This window comes from Fontisubflavum oceani, from assembly GCF_030407165.1.
Lineage (GTDB): Bacteria > Pseudomonadota > Alphaproteobacteria > Rhodobacterales > Rhodobacteraceae > Rhodophyticola > Rhodophyticola oceani.
Genome location: NZ_CP129111.1, coordinates 285,800 through 305,692 on the forward strand (window position 1 = coordinate 285,800; position 19,893 = coordinate 305,692).

13 protein-coding genes and 3 pseudogenes are annotated in these 19,893 nt (G+C 62.7%); 12 read left to right on the forward strand and 4 right to left on the reverse strand.

All coding sequences use genetic code 11. The features are described from left to right. Positions 1–263: 263 nt before the first annotated feature. The 8 genes and pseudogenes from xdhA to QTA57_RS01510 all read left to right on the forward strand — a co-directional run bounded on the left by xdhA (position 264) and on the right by QTA57_RS01510 (position 10,402). Entirely contained in the window at positions 264–1,661 is a 1,398-nt protein-coding gene (gene xdhA, locus QTA57_RS01475; RefSeq protein WP_290153263.1) for a xanthine dehydrogenase small subunit, read from the forward strand. Continuing rightward, a complete protein-coding gene (xdhB, locus tag QTA57_RS01480) occupies positions 1,658–4,093 on the forward strand; it encodes a xanthine dehydrogenase molybdopterin binding subunit (protein ID WP_290153264.1) in 2,436 nt (811 codons plus the stop codon). Before xdhA ends, xdhB begins: the two co-directional genes overlap by 4 nt. Beyond that, on the forward strand, positions 4,090–5,031 hold the full coding sequence (gene xdhC, locus QTA57_RS01485) for a xanthine dehydrogenase accessory protein XdhC (protein ID WP_290153265.1): 942 nt from the start codon (positions 4,090–4,092) through the stop codon (positions 5,029–5,031). Before xdhB ends, xdhC begins: the two co-directional genes overlap by 4 nt. Further along, positions 5,028–6,557 carry an ABC transporter ATP-binding protein gene (locus QTA57_RS01490; protein ID WP_290153266.1) on the forward strand — a complete coding sequence of 510 codons (1,530 nt, stop codon included), beginning with the start codon at positions 5,028–5,030 and terminating at the stop codon, positions 6,555–6,557. Before xdhC ends, QTA57_RS01490 begins: the two co-directional genes overlap by 4 nt. Continuing rightward, the gene (locus tag QTA57_RS01495) at positions 6,544–7,632 is read left to right on the forward strand and encodes an ABC transporter permease (protein ID WP_290153267.1); all 1,089 of its coding nucleotides are present in this window, start codon (positions 6,544–6,546) and stop codon (positions 7,630–7,632) included. Before QTA57_RS01490 ends, QTA57_RS01495 begins: the two co-directional genes overlap by 14 nt. Next, positions 7,632–8,556, forward strand: a pseudogene (locus QTA57_RS01500) (ABC transporter permease). Before QTA57_RS01495 ends, QTA57_RS01500 begins: the two are co-directional and overlap by 1 nt. Positions 8,557–8,702: 146 nt before the next feature. Continuing rightward, positions 8,703–9,326: pseudogene (locus QTA57_RS01505) on the forward strand (potassium channel family protein); the annotation flags it as partial. Then, positions 9,323–10,402 (forward strand): BMP family ABC transporter substrate-binding protein, encoded by a 1,080-nt coding sequence (locus QTA57_RS01510; RefSeq protein ID WP_290153268.1) that lies wholly within the window; start codon positions 9,323–9,325, stop codon positions 10,400–10,402. The pseudogene QTA57_RS01505 and the gene QTA57_RS01510, both read left to right, overlap by 4 nt. A 91-nt stretch (positions 10,403–10,493) precedes the next feature. On the opposite strand, the gene QTA57_RS01515 is transcribed toward QTA57_RS01510, so the two are convergent. Continuing rightward, entirely contained in the window at positions 10,494–11,105 is a 612-nt protein-coding gene (locus tag QTA57_RS01515; protein WP_290153269.1) for an SAM-dependent methyltransferase, read from the reverse strand. A gap of 480 nt (positions 11,106–11,585) precedes the next feature. Between QTA57_RS01515 and QTA57_RS01520 the strand changes: the two genes are divergently transcribed. From QTA57_RS01520 to QTA57_RS01535, 4 genes are all read left to right on the forward strand, one after another. After that, positions 11,586–12,665, forward strand: coding sequence for an NAD(P)/FAD-dependent oxidoreductase (locus tag QTA57_RS01520; protein WP_290153270.1), 1,080 nt, complete (start codon positions 11,586–11,588; stop codon positions 12,663–12,665). Next, entirely contained in the window at positions 12,662–13,291 is a 630-nt protein-coding gene (locus QTA57_RS01525) for a DUF938 domain-containing protein (RefSeq protein WP_290153271.1), read from the forward strand. Before QTA57_RS01520 ends, QTA57_RS01525 begins: the two co-directional genes overlap by 4 nt. A gap of 67 nt (positions 13,292–13,358) precedes the next feature. Then, positions 13,359–13,715: a carboxymuconolactone decarboxylase family protein gene (locus QTA57_RS01530; protein WP_171557586.1), complete on the forward strand. Its 357-nt coding sequence runs from the start codon at positions 13,359–13,361 to the stop codon at positions 13,713–13,715. 138 nt (positions 13,716–13,853) lie between these two features. After that, positions 13,854–14,384, forward strand: a complete 531-nt coding sequence (locus QTA57_RS01535; RefSeq protein WP_290153272.1) for a dihydrofolate reductase family protein — start codon at positions 13,854–13,856, stop codon at positions 14,382–14,384. Between the two features lie 30 nt (positions 14,385–14,414). Here the strand turns inward: QTA57_RS01535 and QTA57_RS01540 are convergent, their stop codons facing one another. The 3 genes and pseudogenes from QTA57_RS01540 to uxaC all read right to left on the reverse strand — a co-directional run bounded on the left by QTA57_RS01540 (position 14,415) and on the right by uxaC (position 19,796). Further along, positions 14,415–16,913 (reverse strand): GcvT family protein, encoded by a 2,499-nt coding sequence (locus tag QTA57_RS01540; protein ID WP_290153273.1) that lies wholly within the window; start codon positions 16,911–16,913, stop codon positions 14,415–14,417. 122 nt (positions 16,914–17,035) lie between these two features. Continuing rightward, complete coding sequence (locus QTA57_RS01545) at positions 17,036–18,403, reverse strand: mannitol dehydrogenase family protein (RefSeq protein ID WP_290153274.1); 1,368 nt, start codon at positions 18,401–18,403, stop codon at positions 17,036–17,038. Continuing rightward, a pseudogene (gene uxaC, locus QTA57_RS01550) lies at positions 18,400–19,796 on the reverse strand (glucuronate isomerase). The gene QTA57_RS01545 and the pseudogene uxaC overlap by 4 nt, the downstream one beginning before the upstream one ends. Positions 19,797–19,893: the final 97 nt, after the last annotated feature.

Here is a 19,893-nt window from a genome sequence, read left to right on the forward strand (position 1 = left end):
CATACAGGGACCAAGGCCGCCAATCGAGGCGCGCCATTGTTCCATGTATGACAGCACCCAGACCGAGGGGCACCGGCACCAATCAACGCGCCCAAATTGTAGGCAGATGCCGCCACTCTTAACGCCCAAGACACACGCAAAGCTTGCAAAACGGGCGATTTCCGGCTTTTCTGGCCCGCGGTCGACAGGGAAACGGGCCGCCTTCTACGCCGCATCGAAGGCCGGATGACCACCCGTATAGGGTAACGCGGCGGGCATATTTCATGAGCATCCGGTTTCTTTTGAATGGGGAACCTGTGGTGGTTGACACGTCGGCGACCACCACGCTGCTGGATTGGCTGCGCGAGCGTCGCGGGCTGACCGGCACGAAAGAGGGCTGTAACGAAGGCGATTGCGGGGCCTGCACGGTCATGGTCACCGATGCGGACGGGTCCAAGGCGTTGAACGCGTGCATCTTGTTCTTGCCGCAGCTGGCGGGCAAGGCCGTGCGCACGGTCGAGGGGATCGCGGGGCCAGATGGCGATTTGCATCCGGTACAACAGGCGATGGTGACCCATCACGGCAGCCAGTGTGGGTTTTGCACGCCTGGCTTTGTGGTCTCGATGGCGGTCGCGCATCTGAACGGGCGGCTCGATTTCGACGATCAACTGGCGGGCAATCTCTGCCGCTGCACCGGCTATGCACCGATCGTGCGGGCGGCGGAGGCTGCGGCGCATGACCCGGTGCCGGAATGGATGTGGGCGGATGCCGAAGCCGTGGAGGCGATGGGGCTGGATGGGGTTGGCGCAGTATCCGCCGGGCAAAACGCGCCCTATCTCCCGACCTCCGCCGATGATCTGGCGGACTGGTACATCGCGCATCCCGAAGCGACCTTGATCGCCGGCGCGACCGATGTCGGGCTTTGGGTCACGAAGCAGCTCCGCGATTTAACCCCGGTTGCGTTTTTGGGCCAATGCGATGATTTGCGCGGGATTAGATCGGATGGAGAGACCATCCGGATCGGCGCAATGACCAGCCTCACCGAGCTTGGGGCATTCATGGCGGACCCGCATCCGAGCTTTGCCGAGATGATCCGGCGCTATGGTTCGGTCCAGGTCCGCAACGCCGCAACCGTCGGCGGCAACATCGCCAATGGCTCGCCGATTGGAGACAGCCCGCCAGCATTGATCGCGCTCGGCGCCCGGCTGCATCTCCGCAAAGGAGACGCGCGGCGTGACATGCCTTTGGAGGATTTCTTCCTCGATTACGGCAAGCAAGATCGGCAGCCCGGCGAATTCGTGGAGGCGATTTCGCTGCCCGTGCAGGCGGATCGCTTGCGCTGCTACAAACTGTCGAAACGGTTCGATCAGGATATCTCGGCGGTGTGTGGCTGCTTCCATATTCTTGTAGAAGATGGTGTTGTGACCTCGGCTCGGATCGCTTTCGGCGGCATGGCGGGCACGCCGAAACGCGCCGCCAGGGTGGAAGCCGCCTTGGAAGGCCAGCCATGGGACGACGCGACGATCCGGGTCGCGATGGGCCAGTTTGCCGAGGATTACACGCCGATGAGCGATATGCGCGCCTCGGCGGCGTATAGGCTTGAGGCCGCTCAAAACATGCTGCTGCGCTATTTCCAGGAGGATCGGGGCGTGGCGGCGGATGTGTTGGGGGTATCGGCATGAGCATTGCAAAACCCCTGCCCCATGATGCAGCGCGCCTGCATGTGACCGGCGCCGCGCGCTATGTCGATGACATCCCCACGCCCGCAGACTGTTTGCATCTGGCCTTTGGGATCAGCCGAATTGCCGCCGGTACCGTCACCGCGATGGAGCTTGATGCGGTGCGCGCGGCCCCTGGTGTTGTTGCGGTAATGTCGGGCGCGGATTTCGACGTAATCCCCGATTGCTCACCCTCGCTTCACGACGAGCCACTGTTGAGCGACGGAACGGTGCATTATCTTGGCCAGCCGCTGTTCCTGGTGGTGGCCGAGAGCCATTTGGCCGCGCGAAAGGCGGCGGCCTTGGGTTCGGTCACCTATGACGAAGCGCCCGCGATCTTGACTGTGGATGAGGCGCTCGCGGCGGGGTCGATTTTCGAAGACGGGCCGCGCGTTTACCGCAAAGGGGATGTGGAGGCAGCACTTTCCGAGGCCGCCCATGTGCTTGACGGCCAGATCGAGATCGGAGCGCAGGAGCATTTCTATCTCGAGGGGCAGGCCGCGCTGGCCCTGCCGCAAGAAGGCGGTGATATGGTCGTCCATTCCTCCAGCCAGCACCCGACCGAGATACAACACAAGGTCGCCGATGCATTGGCGATCCCAATGCATGGCGTCCGCGTTGAGGTGCGCCGCATGGGGGGCGGTTTCGGCGGGAAGGAGAGCCAGGGCAATCATCTGGCGGTGGCCTGTGCCGTGGCCGCGAAAGCAACCGGGCGGCCCTGCAAGATGCGCTATGACCGGGATGATGATTTCCTGATCACCGGCAAACGGCATGATGTGCGGGTGACCTATCGGGTTGGATTTGACGATGATGGGCGGATCGCGGGGGTGGATTTCACCCATTATGTCCGCTGCGGTTGGGCGATGGATTTATCGCTGCCGGTGGCGGATCGGGCGATGCTGCATGCCGACAATGCCTATCTGCTGCCCACCGCGCGGATCACGTCGCATCGGTTGAAGACCAACACGCAAAGTGCGACGGCCTTCCGTGGCTTCGGCGGGCCGCAGGGTATGGTTGGGATCGAGCGCGTCATTGATCATATCGCCGCGCATTTGGGGCATGACCCGCTTGCCGTGCGGCAAATCAATTACTACCGGGAGGCTGCAGCCGAAACCGGCACCGATGGCACCATCTTGGGCCTGCAGAAGGGCAAAACACTCGATACATCCGATCTCACTGGGCAAGGATCGGTCAAAGTGGCCCCAAGCGCCGGGCGCGCAGGGCGGTTTGGGGGTGCGCATTCGCCAGATGCCGCGCAGGCGCTGGAGAACACAACGCCTTACGGGATGGAGGTCGAGGATTTCATTCTCCATGAGATGACGGAGACGCTGGCCACCCGCTGCGACTATGCTGCGCGGCGGACGGCGGTGGCGGACTGGAACGCGCGCGAGCCGATCTTGAAGAAGGGCATCGCGCTGACACCGGTGAAATTCGGGATATCCTTCACGCTCACGCATCTGAACCAAGCCGGGGCCTTGGTGCATGTCTACCAAGATGGCTCGATCCACATGAACCATGGCGGGACCGAGATGGGTCAGGGCCTGTTTCAAAAGGTGGCGCAAGTCGCGGCGGATCGGTTTGGCGTCGGTCTCGATCGGGTCAAAATCACCGCGACCGATACCGGGAAAGTGCCCAATACCAGCGCGACGGCGGCCTCCTCCGGCAGTGACTTGAACGGCATGGCGGTGCAGGTCGCCTGCGACGAGATCAAATCGCGGATCGCCGAGGTGGTGGCCCCAGATTTGCAGGCAGAGTCCAGCGCGATTGTCTTTGAAGACGGAATGGTCCGCGCGAATGGGGCCGAAATGCCGTTTGAGGAAGCGGTGTCGAAAACCTATCTCGCCCGGGTCTCTTTGAGCGCCACCGGGTTCTACAAGACCCCCAAACTCGCCTGGGACCGGATCGCGGGCACAGGTCGGCCCTTCTTCTATTTCGCCTACGGTGTGGCCTGTTCCGAAGTGGTGATTGATACGCTGACCGGAGAGAACCGGATTTTGCGGACCGACATTCTGCATGATGCGGGCGCGTCGCTGAATCCCGCGCTCGATATCGGCCAGATCGAGGGTGGCTTTGTGCAGGGCGCGGGTTGGCTGACCACCGAGGAGCTGGTTTGGGATGCGAAAGGCGCGCTCAAAACTCATGCGCCATCGACCTACAAAATCCCGGCCTGTTCCGACCGGCCCGACATTTTCAACGTCGCGCTTTGGGGTCAACCGAACCGGGAGGAGACGATTTACCGCTCCAAAGCCGTGGGCGAGCCACCGTTTATGTTGGGGATCAGTGTGTTCTCAGCCTTGGGTAATGCCTGCGCGGCCAGCGGACCGAACTACCCTGATCTGCAAGCCCCCGCGACGGCGGAAGAGGTGCTCCGCGCTGTCGGAAGGGCGCGGGCATGAGCTTTGATCTGGCCGGTCTGGAACGCGCCGTTGCGGCGCATGGGCCGGTGTGCCGTGTTGTGATCGTCGACATAAAGGGGTCGACGCCGCGCGACGTGGGCACCGCGATGCTGGTCTGGCCCGGCGGGCAATCGGGCACCATCGGCGGCGGGCGGTTGGAATATGATGCCGCCGCCATGGCGCGCAAAAATCTTGACCGCGAGATCCCTCATTCCGCCAAAACCTTCGCGCTTGGCCCCGCACTTGGCCAATGCTGCGGCGGCGCGGTGACGCTGTCTTTCGAGCGTTTCCTGCCCGATCAACTGCCGCAAGACTTCCCGCATGCGCAGCCGGTCATGGCCCATCTTGGCCGCCCCGAAGCCGTGGATCGCGCCATCGCCTCCGGGGTCGAAGCGCCGCGTCATATCGCGGATTGGTTCATCGAACCCCTGGCCCAGCCACAGCAATCACTCTGGCTCTACGGCGCGGGGCATGTGGGGCGTGCCCTGGCCAATATCATGGCGCCGCTCCCGGATATTGCGCTCACCTGGGTCGATACCGGCCCGGAACGTTTCCCCGACCCGCTGCCGGATGGCGTGACCGCCCTGCCCGCCGCCAAGCCGGAACTGGTCGTGCGACACGCCCCGGCTGAGGCGCATCATCTGATCATGACCTATGCCCATGAGATGGATTTCGCGCTCTGCCATGCCGTGCTGAGCCAACCCTTCCAAAGTTGCGGATTGATTGGCAGTGCGACCAAGAAGGCCCGGTTTCGCTCTAGACTTAGCGATTTGGGTCACAGCGATGCTCAAATTTCGCGCATCGCCTGCCCAATTGGCGACCCAAACCTAGGCAAACACCCGCAAGCCATTGCCGTAGGGGTGGCCGCAGAGCTACTAAATGGGCAGATGCTTAAAGACTCAGCACCGACGCATTTGCGGACAGGACAGCGCGCGTGACGGCGCTATTGACCATCGATGGGCTGACCAAGGCCTATCCAGGGGTCGTCGCCAATGATGCGGTCTCTTTCCAGATTCAGCCGGGCGAGGTTCACGCCCTTCTGGGCGAAAACGGCGCGGGAAAATCCACGCTCGTGAAGATGATCTATGGGCTGGTCCGGCCCGATGCCGGCACGATGATGTTGGAAGGTGCGGCTTATACGCCCGCCGAACCCCGGGCGGCGCGCGGTGCCGGCGTCGCGATGGTGTTTCAGCATTTCAGCCTGTTTGAGGCCTTGAACGTGGCCGAAAACATCGCGCTTGGCATGGAGAACCCGCCAAAACCGCGCGATCTGGCGGCGCAAATCCGCGAGGTTAGCGAGACCTATGGCCTGCCACTCGACCCCGACCGCTTGGTCGGTGATCTGAGCGCCGGTGAACGGCAGCGGGTGGAGATCATCCGCTGTCTTTTGCAAGACCCGAAACTCTTGATCATGGATGAACCGACCAGCGTTTTGACACCGCAGGAGGTGGAAATTCTGTTCCACACGTTGCGAAAGCTCAGCGCCGAGGGAACGGCCATTCTCTATATTTCTCATAAGCTTGAGGAAATCCGCGCGCTTTGTGACGCGGCGACGGTGCTCCGCCTCGGCAAGGTCGTGGCCGAATGCACGCCAAGCGAGGTATCGGCGGCGCATATGGCCGAGTTGATGGTTGGCAAATCGCTGGCCGCGCCGGCGCGCGCGGCGGCGGAGCCGGGCGAGGTGTTGTTGAAGGTTACGGGCCTGTCGCTCGACCCCGCCACACCCTTTGGCACGCCGCTCCGCCATATCGGGCTGGAACTGCGCGCGGGCGAGGTGTTGGGCATTGGCGGCGTTGCGGGAAATGGTCAGGATGAACTTTTGGCCGCGCTCTCCGGCGAAGCGCGTGTCACACCCAACGCAATCACGCTCGAAGGCGCATCGGTCGGCACGCTTGGCCCGAATGAGCGACGGAAGCTGGGCTTGCTCTGCGCCCCCGAAGAGCGTTTGGGCCACGCCGCCGCGCCCGATATGAGCCTGACCGAAAACGCCATTTTGACCGCGCGGTTGCGCCAAGGTTTGGACCGGAACGGGTTTCTCGATTGGGCCGGGGCCACTGGGTTTGCCGAGCAGGTCGTGGCCAAGTTCGACGTGCGCACACCCGGCACCCATGTCGCGGCGCGCGCGCTTTCGGGCGGGAACCTCCAGAAATTCGTGATCGGACGAGAGATATTGCAGGCCCCGCGCGTCTTGGTGGTCAACCAACCGACCTGGGGCGTCGATGCCAGCGCAGCAGCCGATATTCGCCAGGCGATTTTGAACCTCGCCAAAGGTGGCGCGGCGGTGATCTGCATCAGCCAGGATCTGGATGAGCTTTTGGAAATCTCGGATCGGTTCTGCGCCTTGAACGAGGGGCGGCTCTCGGCGCCGCGGCCCGCGCGCGCTCTCTCGATGGAGGAGATCGGGCTTATGCTTGGCGGCGCGCATGACATGCATGAGGCGGAGGTGGCCCATGGTCCGGCTTGAAAAACGCCCGACGCCGTCGCGCGCCTGGATTATCGCGACGCCCATCGTGGCCGTTATCCTAACAATGATCGCAGGCGGGATCATGTTTGCGCTCTTGGGCCAAGACCCGGTGGAGGCGATCCGGATCATCTTCTGGGACCCTTTGTTTGACGAACGCTTCGCGAGTTTCTCGCGCCCGCAACTCTTGGTGAAAGCCGGGCCGCTGATCCTCATCGCGATTGGGCTGAGCCTCGGGTTCCGCGCCGGGATTTGGAACATCGGGGCCGAGGGGCAATATATCATCGGCGCGATCTGCGGCGCAGGGTTCGGGCTGGCCTTCTATCCTTCCGAAAACGCGCTGATCCTGCCCGGCATGGTGATCGCAGGTGCGCTTGGCGGATGGGCTTGGGCGATGATCCCCGCGGTGTTGCGGACACGGTTTCGCACCAATGAAATCCTCGTGTCGCTGCTTCTGGTCTATGTGGCCGAGGCGATCTTGGCCTCGGCTGCTACCAGCTTCCTGCGCAACCCAGAGGGGCGCGGATTTCCGGGAAGCCGGAACCTCAGCCAACATCCGGGGACGGACAACCCGGAACTGATTGCCGGAACGGGTATGCATTGGGGCGTGGTTGCGGCCTTCATCGCGGTGATCTTTGCCTATATCCTCCTGAACCGGCATGTGCTCGGCTATCAGATCAAACTGGCGGGCCAGGCGCCGCGCGCCGCGAAATTCGCGGGCGTGAACCCGACTCGGCTGATTATCCTCTGCCTGGGTGTCTCCGGCGCGCTGGCGGGCATGGCGGGTCTGTTCGAAGTGGCGGGCCCGGCGGGACAGATCAGCATTGATTTCAACGTCGGCTATGGGTTCACGGCAATCATCGTCGCGTTTTTGGGCCGGTTGCACCCGGTGGGCATCCTGCTGGCCGGGCTGCTCATGGCGCTGACCTATATCGGCGGGGAGTTGGCGCAGTTGATGCTCGGCCTGCCCGCCTCTGCGATCCAGGCATTCCAGGGCATGTTGCTCTTCTTCCTGCTCGCGCTCGACGTGTTGTCGAACTACCGGGTCCGGATGAAACGGGCGGAGGTAGGCGCATGATGGGCATCGATCCAGTTACCCTGATCGTGGCGTTGATCGGCGCTTCGACCCCGATCCTGCTTGCTGCGATTGGTGAGCTTGTGGTCGAAAAATCCGGTGTGCTGAACCTTGGCGTTGAGGGGATGATGATTGTCGGCGCGATCTCGGGCTTCATCATCGCGGTCAATACCGGTTCGCCCTGGCTTGGCTTTATCGCGGGCGCGATCGGCGGGGCGATCCTGTCGCTGATCTTCGCCTTCCTGACGCAGTATCTTTTGTCCAATCAGGTCGCCACTGGCCTGGCGCTGACGCTCTTCGGCCTTGGCCTCTCGTCGCTGATGGGTGAGGAGTATTCGGGCATCAACCCGCCGCTGACGGCTGATCTCTTCCCGCAAGCGCTGCGGGATATTCCCGTCGCCGGGCCGATCCTCTTTGGCCATGATCTGATCATCTATTTCTCAGTCCTTCTGGTCGCCGCCGTTTGGTACGTGCTGCGTCACACCCGGATGGGCCTGATCTTGCGGGCCGTGGGCGAAAGCCATGATGCGGCCCATGCGCTTGGCTATAAAGTGATCCGTATCCGGGATCTATGCGATCCTCTTTGGCGGCGCCTGTGCGGGGCTTGGCGGGGCCTATTTGTCGCTCGTGCGCGTGCCGTCCTGGACCGAGGGCATGACCGCTGGCGCGGGCTGGATCGCGCTCGCCATTGTCGTCTTCGCGTCTTGGAAGCCCTGGCGCGCGCTGATCGGGGCGTATCTCTTCGGCGGCATCGCGGCCCTGCAATTGCGGCTCCAAGCGGCGGAGATCAACATCCCCGTCATGCTGCTCGATATGTCGCCTTATCTCGTGACAATAATCGTTCTGGTCATTATCTCGTCGGACAAAACCCGGGCCGCGATGAGCGCGCCCGCAGCGCTTGGCAAGGTGTTCCATGCCAGCGGTTAGGGAGGCTGATGCGACGCGCCAAGATCATCCAGCTGCTCGACGGCACCCACCCGGGCGACAGCCGCGCCGTGGCTTTGGCGCTCAACGGGTTGATCCTGCTCTCGGCCATCGCCATCGCAGTCGAGACCATGCCGACGCTTTCGGATCAGGCGCATCGCTTACTTGGCATATTCGAGATCGTGGTTTTGGTGATTTTCGCATTGGAGTACGGAACCCGCGTGATCTGCGCGCCCCGCCCGCTGCGCTATGTTTTCAGCTTCTGGGGGCTGATCGACCTTCTGGCGATCCTGCCGCTCTTGGCGCTTCTGCAACCGCAATGGACTGCTGTTCGGGTGCTGCGGCTGCTGCGGCTGATCCGTTTGTTGAAGCTCTTCCGCACCTCGCGCGCCCTAGATCGGATGGCCCGCGCCTTTCAGGCCGTCAAAGGCGAGTTGACCGTGTTTGGCGTTCTGGCGGGCATGATGCTCTATGTCTCAGCGGTGGGCATCTATGTCTTCGAACACCCGGTCCAGCCCGAGGCGTTTTCCTCGATCCCGATGTCGCTTTGGTGGGCGGTCGCCTCGCTCACCACGGTGGGATACGGCGATCTGGTGCCGATCACGCTTGGCGGGCGCCTCTTCACCACGCTGGTCCTCTTTATCGGGCTCGGCATTGTCGCCGGGCCAGCCGCCATCATCACAACCGCCCTATTAGAAGCGGACAAATACGAGGTTGATGAGAGCACCCCATCTGACACAGAAAAAACGTCCAACAAGGAGACACTGGAATGAACGCAACCCTCAAAACCCTAGCCAGCGCTGCGCTGGCCCTGGGCTTGGCAGCACCGGCCATGGCCCAAGACGACCCGCTGCAGGTCGGCTTTGTCTATGTCGGCTCGATCGGCGATCTGGGCTGGACCTATGAGCATGATCAGTCACGCCTCGCCGTCGAAGAGCATTTCGGCGACGCCGTCGAAACCTCCTATGTCGAGAACGTGCCGGAAGGCGCGGATGCGGAACGGGTGATGACGCAGATGGTTCTGAGTGGCGCCGACCTGATCTTCACCACGTCGTTTGGCTATATGGATGCGACCAACGCCGTGGCCGAGCGTTTCCCCGATGTGCGCTTTGAACATGCCACCGGGTATCGCCGCGATCATCCGAACGTGTCGACCTATTCGGCACGTTTCTATGAAGGCCGCGCCGTGATCGGCCATATCGCGGGTCATATGACCGAGAGCAATGTGGTGGGTTATATCGCGTCTTACCCGATCCCCGAAGTGATCCGGGGTATCAACGCAGCCTATCATCATGCCCGCGCAGTGAACCCAGATGTCGAGTTCCGTGTGGTTTGGGTCTATACCTGGTTTGACCCGGCGCAAGAGGCCGACGCGGCCCAGGCGCTGGTCGATCAAGGTGCGGATGTGATCATGCAGCACACCGACTCCACCGCGCCCATGACCGTGGCCGCAGAGGCCGAAGTTGTGGCCTTTGGCCAAGCCTCGGATATGGAGCAATTCGCCCCCTTCCCGCGCGTCGCCTCGATCATCGACAACTGGGCGCCCTATTACATCGACCGGACCCAGGCCGTGATGGATGGCACCTGGGAAAGCGTCGATACCTGGGACGGCATCGCGCCCGGCATGGTGGAGCTGGGTGAGTTCTCCGACTACATCCCAGAAGAGGTCCGCGCGTCGGCTCAAGCGCTCGCCGACAGCATCGCCGATGGCAGCTATCACCCCTTCACCGGCCCGCTGAACCGGCAAGACGGCACCGCATGGCTGGCCGAGGGCGAAGTGGCCGATGATGGCACGCTGGCGGGGATGGATTTCTATATCGAAGGCATCACCGGCGAGATCCCGAACTGATCCGCCGATCGTCAGACAGTCGAAAGGCCCGCGATATATGCGGGCCTTTCTTGTTTTTGCGGCTTGTTCACAGCAACCCCTCGCGATCAGGTCAGACGGCCTTCAACACATAGAAGCTGTATCCGTAATAGGCCGCGTATTGCCGGAAGAGGTCGATCTCTCGTCGCGTGTCCGAGATCGCCTCTTGCATCATCTTCGAAGCAGAACCGGCATGGACCTCAAGCTGCTTGAGAAGCGGATCATAGTAGGTCGCCCACCATGCCTGCGCAGGCAGGCGCTCGGTGAACAAGAGGTCAAACCCATGCCGTTTCGCCGTGGCGATATTGGCCGCCTCACTGGCCATTTCGGGGTAGGCTTCGCCCCAATAGTCCAGAACCTCCTGCGGACGGTCTGGCCCGAACCAGCTCATCTCTGAGACGACGGCAATACCGTCCTCCGCCATCAGCGGCCGCCAGCGGCGCATCGCCCCGTCGAAGGTCAGGTTATAGGCCGCCCCTTCGGACCACAGCAGGTCGAACTGATAGAGGTCCGGGTCAAGCGTGCCCATATCCATGCAAAGCGGGGTGATGAGATGGGTCATCTCGCGACGTGCGGCCTCTTCGGCCAAAGCGCTCAGAAACGCCTCGGACGTATCCACGCATAAGACCGGCTGCCGAAAATGATCGGTGAGCAGAAAGCTGGCAATGCCTGTACCACATCCCAAATCCGCGATGGAGCAGGTTGGTGGCCGATCTGGCAGCCGCCTGAGTATCTCTAAGGAAAACGTGTCATCGCCGGGACCTTGCCGGTCGGTCCCTTGTGCAGAAGGGTCAATGCGTCATGCATCGTCATGTCGTCAGTGTTCATGTGAAGTCTCTTTTGTAGGAACATAAAAACACGGCCTTGGGAGCAGCCCCAAGCCGTTTCGAAAGCGCAACACCGCGGTCTCACGCGGGTCGCTACGCGCCTACAATCTCCAACATCTTGTGCTCCTATCGGTTGAGCGATGAACCCCGGCAAAATAGGCGCCGGGCAGGCCAGTTCAAGCGGCAAACGACCAGGGCAAGAGAACCTATCGCGATGTGGCAAAAGCACATCGTGTCGCGCCTTTGGGGCCGCGGCAGGTGACGCTCAATTCGGCCTCGAAGGGATCGGGGCGCATCCCCCTCTTGCTCCCCCTCGGCGCACATGCCACCACTTTGTCATGACTTATGATTTCCTGATCATCGGCGGCGGTATTGCGGGTGTTTCGACAGGCGCGGAGCTGAGCAAACTCGGCTCGGTCCTGCTGCTTGAAGCCGAAGACGCGCTTGCCTATCACGCGTCGGGCCGCTCGGCCGCGCTCTTTGAAACGCATTACGGCCACCCTGTCACCATCGAGCTGAACAAAGCCTCCAAAGACCATCATATGACCGCTAATGGCGGCGTGCTTTCGCCACGCGGGTTGATGTTTGTGGGCAGCGCGACTGAGGCCGACACCTTCGCCCAAGACGTCGCCACGCTCCACCTTGATGAGATCGGCCTCGACGAGGCGCGCGGGCTGATCCCAATCCTTGATCCGTATCACGTGGCCATGGCCGCCTATCACGACGCCGCTTGGGATCTCGACACTGACCGGTTGGTGCAGGACTATGTTCGCGAGATCAAAGCCAATGGCGGCACGGTCCAGAGCGGCGCGCGCGTGACCGAGATCACGCATAATCCCGGCCTCTGGCATGTCTCGGCAGGCACCGACGGCTTTGAAGCGCGGATCGTCGTGAATGCCGCCGGGGCCTGGGCCGATCATGTGGCGGCGCTGGCGGGCGTGCATCCTCTGGGCCTGAAACCGCTCCGCCGGTCAATGGCGCGGATGCCGGCGCCGGGCGGTCATGATGTGAGCGGCTGGCCGATGCTGATCGGGGCGGGCGAAAGCTGGTATGCCAAACCCGATGCCGGCGCCTGGCTGGTTTCGCCCGCCGAGGAAGACCCGGCAGAGCCACATGATGCCTGGGCCGACGACCTGGTTTTGGCCGAGGGCATCGCCCGCTATCAGCCCTTCGTCACCGAGGAGGTCACACGGATCACCTCCACCTGGGCGGGTTTGCGCACCTTTTCGCCCGATCGTTGCCTGGTCCTCGGCCCTGCCCCGGACAAGCCCGATTTCATCTGGGTCGCGGGGCAAGGCGGCTATGGGTTTCAGACCGCGCCGGCGGCCGCGCGGCTTGTCGCGGATGGGATGGCCGGTCGCGCCTCCGACCTGCCGCCCGAGATCGTTGCAGGGCTGAGCCCGGAGCGGTTCACATGACAGTCGCGCCAGACCTTCCGTCCGGTGCCCTCTCCGCGCCCGCTGCGCTTCGCAATCGCGAGGCGATCCTGTCGGTGCTGACGCGGATCGCGCCGCCGGAGGGGAACGCGCTGGAAATCGCCTCGGGCACCGGCGAACACATCATTGCCTATGCGCCCGCCATGCCAGGCCTCACTTGGCAACCGAGTGACCCAGATCCGGACCGCCGCGCCTCAATCGCCGCTTGGCGCGCGGAACACCCCGCGCCGAACCTGCTGCCACCGATCGATCTGAATGCTTGCGCGCACGGCTGGTCTGAAAGCCACGGACCAAAAGACATGATCGTCTTGGTCAATCTGATCCATCTGATCTCGGATGCCGACACCGCGACCCTGCTTTCCGAGATTGCCAAGGCCCTCGCCCCCGGCGGTGTTGCGGCGCTCTATGGGCCGTTCCTCCGCGACGGCGAAGCGACCTCGGAGGGCGATGCCACTTTCCATGCCAGCTTGCGCGCGCAGGACCCGGCGATTGGCTACAAGGATGTCATCGACGTGGCCGAAGCGCTGACCCGAAACGGGCTACATCTTTTTGAAACGGTGAAACTGCCGGCCAACAATCTCATGCTCTGCGTCGAACGAAAGATTTGACCCGGATCAAGGCGGCCTTACCTCGCCGTCCCTAAACCCTGGCCAAACACCAAAAAGGGGACAGAGAATGAGTTGGACCGAGAAAAACACCGAGATGCGGCAAAACCTGCGGGCGCTCTCGGGGGCCGCGCCGGACATGCTGAAAGGCTTTGGCGCGCTGTCGAAGGCGGTGAAGGCACCCGGTGCGTTGGATTTGAAGACCAAGGAATTCGTCGCTTTGGGGATTGCCGTCGCCGACCGCTGCGAGCCTTGTATCGGGTTCCATGTCGAAGCCTTGGTGAACGAAGGTGCAACACGTGAGGAGATCGCCGACGTCCTATCAATGGCGGTGCAGATGGGCGGCGGCCCGTCGCTGATGTATTCGGCCAAGGCGCTGGCCTGTTTCGATGAGTTGGTCAGCGGTATCGCCCAGGCGGCGGAATAGCCGGGGCTTGCCGCTTCCGGGGACGACCTGCTAGGATCGACAGCTCAACAGGAGTGCTCTGCCAGTGATCAAGACAGCCTAAAACCGACACCCGACCCGGATTGGGTCACAGGCTTTCTCGATCAAACGGAGCATTCCATGCATCCCATTATTTACGACGTGGCGGTTTCCGCCGACGGGTTCATTGCGGGCCCAAATGCCGACATTTCGGCCTTCCCAAGCGAGGGCGATGTGTTGAGCGATTACCTCGCGCGGCTGCAAAGCTACAAAACGGTCCTGATGGGTCGGGCGACCTATGAGTTCGGCTATGACTATGGCTTGGCCCCGGGCGACAACCCCTATCCTTGGGCAGAGAGCGTTGTTGTCTCAACCGGGCTGAGCCTGCCCGACGGGGCCTCGGTCACGCAGTGGCGCGACCTGACCGACAGCGCGCTCCGTGAGCTGAGACAAGCCAGCGATGGGCCGATCTATCTCTGCGGCGGCGGCCATTTGGCGGCGCAGCTGATGAATATGGGCCACATCGACCAATTGCGTCTGAAACGCGCGCCCATCCTGCTTGGCGGTGGGACGCCGCTTTTCGACGGGCTGGTCCGACGGCCCCGGCTCACGCTTTCGGACCAAACCGATTATGGTAACGGTTTGATCTATCAGGCGTTCGCGGTCGGCTGATCCCCACGCCGCGTTTTCCGCGTCACGATCTCAGCCCGTGACGCGGATCACCGCATTTGTCGGGTCATAAGGGCTGTCTTCGACGATTTCGGCCTCCCAAAGCTGGTTCAGCATTTTGACCTTCAGCTTCTGCCCCGTCACCGCCAAATCGGGCCGCACATACCCCATACCGATGGATTTTCCGAATGCCACGGAATAGCCGCCCGAGGTCAAGCGCCCGACCTTCGTCTCGCCATCATAGAGCGCCTCCCGACCCCAGGGATCGGCATCTGAGGGCCCGTCAATCAGGAGCGTCACACATTTTGAGCGGATGCCAAGCGCCTCCATCGCCGCCTTGCCATGGAACTCCTTCGAGAGGTCCACAAACCGGTTAAGCCCGGCCTCCAGCGGCGTCGCATCCCGGCCCAGCTCGGTGCCAAACGCCCGGTAGCTTTTCTCCTGCCGGAGCCAGTTCTGCGCCCGCGCGCCGACCAGTTTCAACCCATGCGGCTCACCTGCCGCCATCAATTGATCGAACAGGTAAGTCTGCATCTCGATCGGGTGGTGCAACTCCCAGCCCAACTCGCCGGTATAGGCGACCCGGATGGCGCGCACCGGACACATGCCCAACTCGATCTCGCGGCACGAGAGCCAGGGGAACCGCTTGTTGCTCAAAGCGGTTTCCGGATCGGCGTCCCTGACAAGGGTTTTCAACACATCGCGCGATTTCGGGCCCGCTATCGCAAAGACGCCCCATTGGGTCGTTACATCCTGCTCATTGATGCGGCCAAACTCGGCCTCTTTCTCCATAATCGCTTTGTAGAGATAATCCTGATCATAGGCATGCCAGGCCCCGGCGGAGACAAGATAGTAATCCTCCTCGCCGGTCCGAACGATCGTGTATTCCGTCCGTGTCGTACCTGCGCCAGTCAGCGCATAGGTCAGGTTGATCCGCCCCACCTTGGGCAGGCTATTGGTGGTGAACCAGTCCAGGAATGCCGTCGCGCCCGGCCCGCTGATCCGGTGCTTGGTGAAGGCGGTCGCATCGATCAGGCCGACGCCGTTGCGGATCGCCTCCGCCTCGGATTTCGCATAATCCCACCAGCCGCCACGCCGGAACGACCGGCTGTCATGATCGAAGCTCTCCGGCGCGTCCACGGGCCCGAAATAATTCGGCCGTTCCCAGCCATTCACCTGCCCGAACTGCGCACCATGGGCTTTCTGACGATCATAGGCGGGCGAGGTCCGCAACGGGCGGCAGGCGGGCCGCTCCTCATCGGGATGGTGGAGAATGTAGACATGGTCGTAACATTCTTCATTCTTACGCGCGGCATATTCGGTGGTCATCCAAGGGCCGTAGCGCTTGGGATCGAGCGAGGCCATGTCGATCTCGGCTTCGCCCTCGACCATCATCTGCGCCAGGTAATAGCCGGTGCCGCCCGCCGCGGTGATACCGAAGCTGAAGCCCTCGGCCAGCCACATATTGTGTAGCCCCGGGGCCGGGCCGACCAGCGGGTTGCCGTCAGGCGTGTAGCAAATCGGGCCGTTGAAATCGTCTTTCAGACCGCTCTCCTCGCAAGACGGGATGCGGTGGATCATCGCCATATACTGCGCTTCGATCCGCTCCAGATCGAGCGGGAAGAGATCGGCGCGGAAACTGTCCGGCACCCCATATTCAAACCGCGCGGGCGCGTTTTTCTCATAGACCCCCAAAATCCAGCCGCCACGCTCCTCACGCACGTAGGATTGCGCATCGGCATCACGGATCACCGGGTGCTCGGGGTTGTCCTTGCGCCATTCCTGCAACGTAGGGTCCTGATCCATAACGATGAACTGATGCTCGACCGGGATCGCCGGGATTTTGATGCCAAGCATTTGGGCCGTGCGCTGTGCATGGTTGCCGGAGGCGGTCACCACATGTTCGGCGGTGATCACGATCTGCTCGTCGGAGGCGACCAGATTGCCACCTTTCTCCACCATTTTGGTGCAGGTGACTTCCCAGGCCGCGCCGGTCCAATGGAACCCATCCGCCTGCCATTTCCGTTCGATCATCACGCCACGCTGCCGCGCGCCTTTGGCCATCGCTTGGGTCACATCCGCCGGGTTAATGTAGCCGTCGGTGTTGTGATAAAGCGCGCCTTTCAGATCGTCCGTGCGAATGAGCGGCCAGCGGGCTTTGATCTCGTCCGGCGTCAACCATTCATAAGGAACCCCGACGGTCTCTGCGGTCGACGCGTAGAGCATATACTCATCCATCCGCTCTTGCGTCTGTGCCATCCGCAAGTTGCCGACGACCGCGAAGCCCGCATTCAGGCCCGTCTCTTCCTCCAGCGTTTTGTAAAACTTCACGCTGTAATCGTGGATATGGGTTGTCGCGTAGCTCATATTGAAGAGTGGCAGCAGCCCCGCCGCATGCCAGGTGGAGCCCGAGGTCAACTCGTCCCGCTCCAGGAGCATCACATCGTCCCAACCCGCCCGCGCGAGATGATAGGCAATCGAGGTGCCCACCGCACCGCCGCCAACAACAAGGGCTTTCACTTGGGTTTTCATCACGTTCACTCCGGGCAGATCTTCGGGCCTGATCTTCCATGCCAGAGCCCGCGCTCGCAAGCCTCGCCCGCCCGACGCAATCCCGCATAAAAACGACATTGCGCCATCGGTCGCGGGGCAGCCTAGGCCGGGAGCCGCGCCAAAACCCCCTCGCGGAACCAGTGGGCGTCGCTCAGATCGCCAAAGACCGCGCGCAGATCGAGCACCGCGTCAGGCCCTTTTGCGGCGGCCAGCCGCAGTTCATCGGCCATCGGGTCTTCCGGCGCGAACCGCTCCAGATAGCGCAGCCAACCAGCGACACCCGTGGCCAACGCATCCCAAGGCCGTCCCGCCGCATGCGCCTCGGCAATCGGCGCCAAGAGCCGTTGCGGCAGTTTCTGACTGCCATCCATCGCGATCTGCGCGGTCATGTGATGTAGCGCCGGGTTGCGGAACCGGTCCTGCAAGCGGGTTGCATAGGCCGACAGCTCGTCTTGCGGCAAAGACAGCGTGCCCGCGGACTGGGTCATGACATCTGCCACAAGCTCAGCCAGTTCTGCATCGCCCATCACGTCCGCGACAGTCTCATGGCCCCGGAGTTGACCCAGATAGGCGAGCGTCGAATGCGCGCCGTTCAACATGCGCAGCTTCATATGCTCATACGGTGCCACGTCGGAGACGAACTGCACGCCAGCCGCCGCCAAATCCGGTCGGCCAGCCGGGAACCGATCCTCCACGACCCATTGACAGAAGGGCTCGGTGACCACGGGCCAAGCATCCTCAAGACCGGTTAGCGCCGCAATCTCGGCGCGATCTGCCTCGGTCGTGGCGGGCACGATCCGATCCACCATGCTGGAGGGGAACGCCACCTCCGCCGTGATCCACTCCGCCAGTTCCGTGTCCCGCAACGCCGCGAATTGCAGGACGACCCGCGCCAGCGCTGCGCCATTTTCGGGAAGGTTATCGCAACTCAGCACGGTGAAAGGCGGGGCGCCCGCCGCCCGGCGCGCCCGCAGCGCTTCAACCAGCAAACCCGGGACAGACCCCGGCCGCTCAGGCGTCGCCAAATCTGCCGCAACCGCCGGATGGGCTTGGCCCAAGTCGCCCGCCCCATCGCGGCAGTAGCCTTTCTCCGTCACGGTCAGGCTGACAATCCGCGTCGCCGGGTCCGTCATCGCCGCCAGGACAGGCCCGATACCCTCTCCCGCGACCACAACCTCCAAAACCGACCCGATCACCCGCGCCGCGGTCCCCGCCCCATCGCGCACCGCCAGGGTATAGAGCCCGCTTTGCGGGGCCAGCGCATCCCGCATATCGGGCCGGCGGAGGGAGACGCCGCGAATGCCCCAATCGGGCGTCGCCGCAAGACATTCATCCACATAGACAGCCTGATGTGCGCGGTGAAAATTGCCCAGACCCAGATGCACAATCCCCGGCGTGACATGAGCGCGATCATATGCGGGCCGCTGGATGTTCCTTGCGCGGGTCAGCGCGTCCGGCGTCAACTTCATAGCCGATAGGCCTTGCTTGGCAGATCCACCGTCAGAACACCCGCCAGCTCAAACGCCTCCGCTTCGCGCAACCGCCCATCCGCGACCAGCCGCGCGAGATAGGCGCAATCCACCCGCCGCGCCATATCGTGTCGGGCCGGGATCGAGGGAAAGGCGCGGGTATCATCGTTGAAGCCCACCGTGTTATAGAACCCGGCTGTCTCTGTGGTCATCTCGCGGAACCGCCGCATCCCCTCGGCGCTGTCATGGAACCACCAGGCCGGCCCAAGCCGCAGGCAGGGATAGGCCCCGGCCATGGGGCCAGCTCGCGGGTATAGGCCGCCTCGTCCAACGTGAAGAGGATCAACGTGAAATTCGGATGCATCCCGACCGCATTCAACAACGGCCGGAGTGCATGGACATAATCGGTCCGGGTCGGGATATCGAAGCCTTTGTCGCGCCCGAATGCTTTGAAAACACTTGCATTATGATTGCGATAGCTGCCCGGATGGATCTGCATCACCATCCCATCCTCGGCGCTCATCTTCGCCATTTCGGTTAGCATCTGTGCCCGGAATAACGCCGCATCTCCCGCCTCGGCGCGCCCAGCGCGCAGCCGATCATAAAGCGCCGCCGCATCGGCCTGGCTCAAATCCGCCGTTTCCGCCGTCGGGTGCCCATGGTCGGTTGCGGTTGCTCCGTGATCCCGGAAATAGGCCCGGCGCAGCCGGTGCGCCTCCAGATACCCGGCCCAACTGTCGGTCTCGCCGCCCGTGATCTCCGCCAACTGATCGAGCGCGCCTGCGAAGCCTTCATAATCCGGGTCCGTCACCTGATCGGGCCGATAGGTCGTGATCACCCGGCCGGGCCAACCGCTCTCGGCAATCGCCTTATGATGGGTGAGCGGATCAAGCGTGCCCTCGGTCGTGGCCAAAACCTCGATCTTGAACCGGTCGAACAGGGCCCGAGGTCGGAACGCGTCCTCGGCCAAACAGGCGGCGATCCGGTCGTAATACACCGTCGCTGTCGCGGTGTTCAGCGGCTCCTCAAGGCCAAACAGGGTCTCGAATGTGTAATCCAGCCACGCCCGGGTCGGTGTGCCCGCGAAAAGATGATAGTGCTCTGCAAACCGCGCCCAAATCATCCTTGGGTCGGTCTCCACAGGGCCGCCATCCAGCCGCGCCACGCCCATATCCTCCAGCCGCACCCCCTGGCTCACCAACATGCGCAGCACATAATGATCCGGCACGATCAGAAGATGGGCGGGGTCGGAAAACGGCGCATTGGTGGCGAACCATTCCGGGTCGCAATGGCCATGGGGGCTGATAATGGGCAGATCGGCGACCGTGTCATAAAGCGCGCGGGCCAAGCCGCTCTGTCCAAGGATAAGGTGATCTGCGCTGAGCTTGCCCATGGCGTCACCCTAGCCGGGCCATGCGAAGTGGCAAGAGGGTCGTTGGCATCGATTTCGGCTTTGCAGGACAAAGCTGCCAGTCGCCAAATTCGATTGA

Bases quoted from the DNA above. Each gene is read 5' to 3' on its own strand.
- xdhA (WP_290153263.1), top strand. From the start codon at position 264: ATGAGCATCCGGTTTCTTTTGAATGGGGAACCTGTGGTGGTTGACACG.
- xdhB (WP_290153264.1), top strand. From the start codon at position 1,658: ATGAGCATTGCAAAACCCCTGCCCCATGATGCAGCGCGCCTGCATGTG.
- xdhC (WP_290153265.1), top strand. From the start codon at position 4,090: ATGAGCTTTGATCTGGCCGGTCTGGAACGCGCCGTTGCGGCGCATGGG.
- QTA57_RS01495 (WP_290153267.1), top strand. From the start codon at position 6,544: ATGGTCCGGCTTGAAAAACGCCCGACGCCGTCGCGCGCCTGGATTATC.
- QTA57_RS01510 (WP_290153268.1), top strand. From the start codon at position 9,323: ATGAACGCAACCCTCAAAACCCTAGCCAGCGCTGCGCTGGCCCTGGGC.
- QTA57_RS01520 (WP_290153270.1), top strand. From the start codon at position 11,586: ATGACTTATGATTTCCTGATCATCGGCGGCGGTATTGCGGGTGTTTCG.
- QTA57_RS01525 (WP_290153271.1), top strand. From the start codon at position 12,662: ATGACAGTCGCGCCAGACCTTCCGTCCGGTGCCCTCTCCGCGCCCGCT.
- QTA57_RS01530 (WP_171557586.1), top strand. From the start codon at position 13,359: ATGAGTTGGACCGAGAAAAACACCGAGATGCGGCAAAACCTGCGGGCG.
- QTA57_RS01535 (WP_290153272.1), top strand. From the start codon at position 13,854: ATGCATCCCATTATTTACGACGTGGCGGTTTCCGCCGACGGGTTCATT.
- QTA57_RS01540 (WP_290153273.1), bottom strand. From the start codon at position 16,913: ATGAAAACCCAAGTGAAAGCCCTTGTTGTTGGCGGCGGTGCGGTGGGC.
- QTA57_RS01545 (WP_290153274.1), bottom strand. From the start codon at position 18,403: ATGAAGTTGACGCCGGACGCGCTGACCCGCGCAAGGAACATCCAGCGG.